A 3,420-nucleotide genomic window follows, 5' to 3' on the forward strand; every position below is an offset into this window, starting at 1 on the left:
GTTTTATACTAAAAGTTGAACCTTATCCTTGGTAGTTAACTCGGACAATGAGTAAACTATAAGATCACTTAGTGAGGTATCAAATGCAACAGTATGACAATCAACGACATGAGTTTACTCCGCAAGATGTGGAAATAGTCTCAAAAGAGACGCTGTTTCGTGGTTTTTTCAAAATGGTTAAGTACACATTTAAACATAGACTGTTTGAGGGCGGCTGGAGCCAACCAATCGAGCGTGAGATGTTTGAGCGTGGACATGCTGCCGCTTTGCTACCTTATGATCCTGTGCGTGATGAAGTGGTGATCGTCGAACAGATCCGTGTCGGTGCTCTAGAGCATGAGAACCCGTGGCAATACGAAATTGTTGCGGGGATTATTGATACCGATGAATCACCACAAGATGTTGCTCGTCGTGAGGCGATGGAAGAAGCGGGGGTCGACGTCGGATCTGTATTGCCTATTACTTCGTATTATCCTTCATCCGGCGGTTGCTCAGAAAAGCTCGACGTCTTTGTTGGTTGTGTTGACGCCACGACAGCAAAAGGGGTTCACGGATTGGATTACGAAGGTGAAGATATTCGCGTGCAAGTGATGAGTCGCGAAGCCGCTTATCAGTTAGTAAAAGACGGTGTGTTTGAAAATGGCGCCACGATCATTGCGCTGCAGTGGCTACAATTGAACTACCAAGAATTACAGTCAGAGTGGATAGATTAACGTCATGCCAAATATAGCAGTCAAAAAACCGTATCATGTCGATTTGGCTGAATTGATGCGAGTTTACGAGACTAACTATGCCAAACTTAATGCTCTGTTACCGGTTGAGCATGAGGTTGGTGACGTTCGCTGTTACCAAGCCGTTAATATGGTGTATCAATTGACAGTGAATGAGGTCACAAAATACACCACATTAATAGATATATGTCAGAGTGACGCGATGCCAGTGTTTCCTTTGCCAAAAATGTCTGTCAGGCTATATCACGACGCTCGAGTTGCAGAAGTGTGCGCTAGCGGGGATTTTTCGCGAGTCAAAGCAAAATATGACTATCCCAACACAAAACTTCTGCAAAAGGATGAGAAATTTCAATTGAACAAATTTCTTGGGGAATGGTTAACGTTTTGTTTAAAAACAGGTATCAGCCGAACCCCAGTTTCTTTTTAATTGAGCCTATTTAAAAACACTTTTAAAGTCTAAACAGTAACGTATCTGGATTTGTTATTTTGGAATTATCACACACTTCAAAATTTGATGAGAGCAGTATTAAGCTTGTACAGCTAACGGACACGCATTTATTTGCGCCGAGCAATGGCAGCTTATTAAGCATCAACACTCAAGATAGCTTTCGTGCTGTAGTCGATGCCATTGTTAGTCAGGGCTTTGACTATCAAGCGATTTTAGCAACCGGTGATATTTCTCAAGATCACAGTGCTGAGTCGTACCAAAAATTTGAGTCAGGAATTCAACCTTTGGATAAACCGTGTTACTGGTTGCCAGGGAATCATGACTTCAAACCGAATATGGGCAGTGTTTTACCATCACCACAAATACAGTGCGTTGAGCATGTTTTGCTAGGTAATAATTGGCAGATGGTGATGCTGGACTCGCAAGTGGTTGGTGTGCCTCACGGACGTCTCAGTGATCAACAGCTTGATCTACTAGAACAAAAGCTAACCGAATTTCCCGAACGTAATACCTTGGTTCTGCTGCACCACCATCCACTATTGGTTGGCAGTGCATGGCTGGATCAACATAATCTGAAAGATGCTGATCAATTTTGGGAAGTGGTTCAACAGCACACCAATGTGAAAGCGGTACTGTGTGGTCACGTTCATCAAGACATGAATCGAGATCATCATGGTGTACAAGTCATGGCAACACCGTCGACTTGTGTGCAATTCAAGCCTAACTCAGATGACTTTGCGGTTGATACTTTGTCACCTGGTTGGAGAGAGATTGAATTGCATCAAGATGGATCAGTAAGTACGCAAGTACGCCGTTTACCTCATGGACAATTCTTACCTGATTTTGAAGCGGCAGGTTATTGATGTTTGATTCTGAACAGCAAGCCGCTAAGCCGCCACTGCTTCTCTATATTCACGGCTTTAACAGTTCATCACGTTCCCACAAAGCAACGGTGATGACTGACTATTGCGCGGAGCATCGTCCTGATATCAAGGTGATGACACCTCAACTGCCGAGTTTTCCTCAGCAAGCGGCCATTTATTTGCAGCAACTGGTGGAGCAATATAAAGAGCAATATCAGATAGCGTTGGTAGGTAGCTCGTTGGGTGGCTATCTTTCAACATGGCTGAATAGTCACTATGGCTTTAAAGCTGTGGTTGTGAACCCAGCCGTTAAGCCGTATGAGCTTCTTGCTGACTATTTAGGTGAACAAGTAAATCCATACACAGAAGAGCGATATGTTCTGGAAACAAAACATATCAATGAACTGAAGGCGTTAGAGGTTCCGGCTATCGCTCAGCCGAGTGACTTCTGGTTACTTCAGCAAACGGAAGACGAAGTTCTGGATTACCGACAAGCGGTAGAGAAGTACCAAGGTGCAGTACAGACAGTAGAAGAGGGCGGGGATCATAGCTTTGTTAATTTTGAACGCTACCCCCAACAAATCATCACCTTTCTAAATCTTTAATCTGTTTCAGCAATCAAGTAATTTTCTCTTGTTTGACTGTTATTTCATCTATCAGTGGTGAAATATCATAGTTTGATGCCTTAGTTTTTGAACTAGCTTGACATCATTACTCAGCTTCCAGACTATATTCCCCAATACTTCGCTCGTTCGCTCTACTATGACGGTTCATAGTAATGATTTCGCTTTAGTCAAACTAGAGCCAGCGAACTGACGCAAACTTTTTGAGTAAACTCCGTATTATGACTGAACAATATAATGCAAAAGACCTCGAGGTACTTGAAGGTCTCGACCCCGTGCGACACCGCCCGGGAATGTATACCGAGACAGAAAGACCAAACCACCTTGCCCAAGAAGTCATTGATAACTCGGTTGATGAAGCACTAGCGGGACACGCTAAGAAGATTAAAGTCGTGTTGCATGCTGACCAATCGTTAGAAGTGACGGATGATGGCCGTGGTATGCCGGTTGATATCCACCCTGAAAAAGGCATCTCAGGTGTTGAGCTGATTTTAACTAAGCTCCACTCTGGCGGTAAGTTCTCGAACAATAACTACAAGTTTTCAGGTGGTTTGCACGGGGTAGGTATCTCGGTGGTGAACGCGTTGTCAAAACGTGTTGAAGTGACGGTTCGCCGTGACGGTCAGGTACATGAAATTGCCCTTGAAGGTGGTCATGCCGTAACGGATCTTACTGTTACAGGTACTTGTGGTCATCGCAATACCGGTACGACGGTACATTTTTGGCCAGATCCAAAATATTTCGATAGCTCTAAG

General features: G+C 43.9%; 5 protein-coding genes. All 5 read left to right on the forward strand.

All coding sequences use genetic code 11. The features are described 5' to 3' along the window. The first annotated feature begins 83 nt into the window (after positions 1-83). The gene (nudF, locus tag AB4653_RS20525; RefSeq protein ID WP_009848961.1) at positions 84-713 is read left to right on the forward strand and encodes an ADP-ribose diphosphatase; all 630 of its coding nucleotides are present in this window, start codon (positions 84-86) and stop codon (positions 711-713) included. A 4-nt stretch (positions 714-717) separates the two neighbouring features. Further along, a complete protein-coding gene (locus AB4653_RS20530; protein WP_009848962.1) occupies positions 718-1,158 on the forward strand; it encodes a DUF1249 family protein in 441 nt (146 codons plus the stop codon). Between the two features lie 59 nt (positions 1,159-1,217). Beyond that, positions 1,218-2,042, forward strand: a complete 825-nt coding sequence (cpdA, locus tag AB4653_RS20535; RefSeq protein WP_009848963.1) for a 3',5'-cyclic-AMP phosphodiesterase — start codon at positions 1,218-1,220, stop codon at positions 2,040-2,042. Then, positions 2,042-2,647, forward strand: a complete 606-nt coding sequence (yqiA, locus tag AB4653_RS20540; RefSeq protein WP_009848964.1) for an esterase YqiA — start codon at positions 2,042-2,044, stop codon at positions 2,645-2,647. The genes cpdA and yqiA overlap by 1 nt, the downstream gene beginning before the upstream one ends. 239 nt (positions 2,648-2,886) lie before the next feature. After that, a partial coding sequence (locus tag AB4653_RS20545; RefSeq protein ID WP_372105190.1) for an ATP-binding protein occupies positions 2,887-3,420 on the forward strand: 534 nt, incomplete at its 3' end.

The organism is Vibrio sp. 10N.222.48.A3 (assembly GCF_041475345.1).
In the GTDB taxonomy this organism is placed as follows: Bacteria; Pseudomonadota; Gammaproteobacteria; order Enterobacterales; family Vibrionaceae; genus Vibrio; species Vibrio tasmaniensis_A.

Bases quoted from the DNA above. Each gene is read 5' to 3' on its own strand.
- nudF (WP_009848961.1), top strand. From the start codon at position 84: ATGCAACAGTATGACAATCAACGACATGAGTTTACTCCGCAAGATGTG.
- AB4653_RS20530 (WP_009848962.1), top strand. From the start codon at position 718: ATGCCAAATATAGCAGTCAAAAAACCGTATCATGTCGATTTGGCTGAA.
- yqiA (WP_009848964.1), top strand. From the start codon at position 2,042: ATGTTTGATTCTGAACAGCAAGCCGCTAAGCCGCCACTGCTTCTCTAT.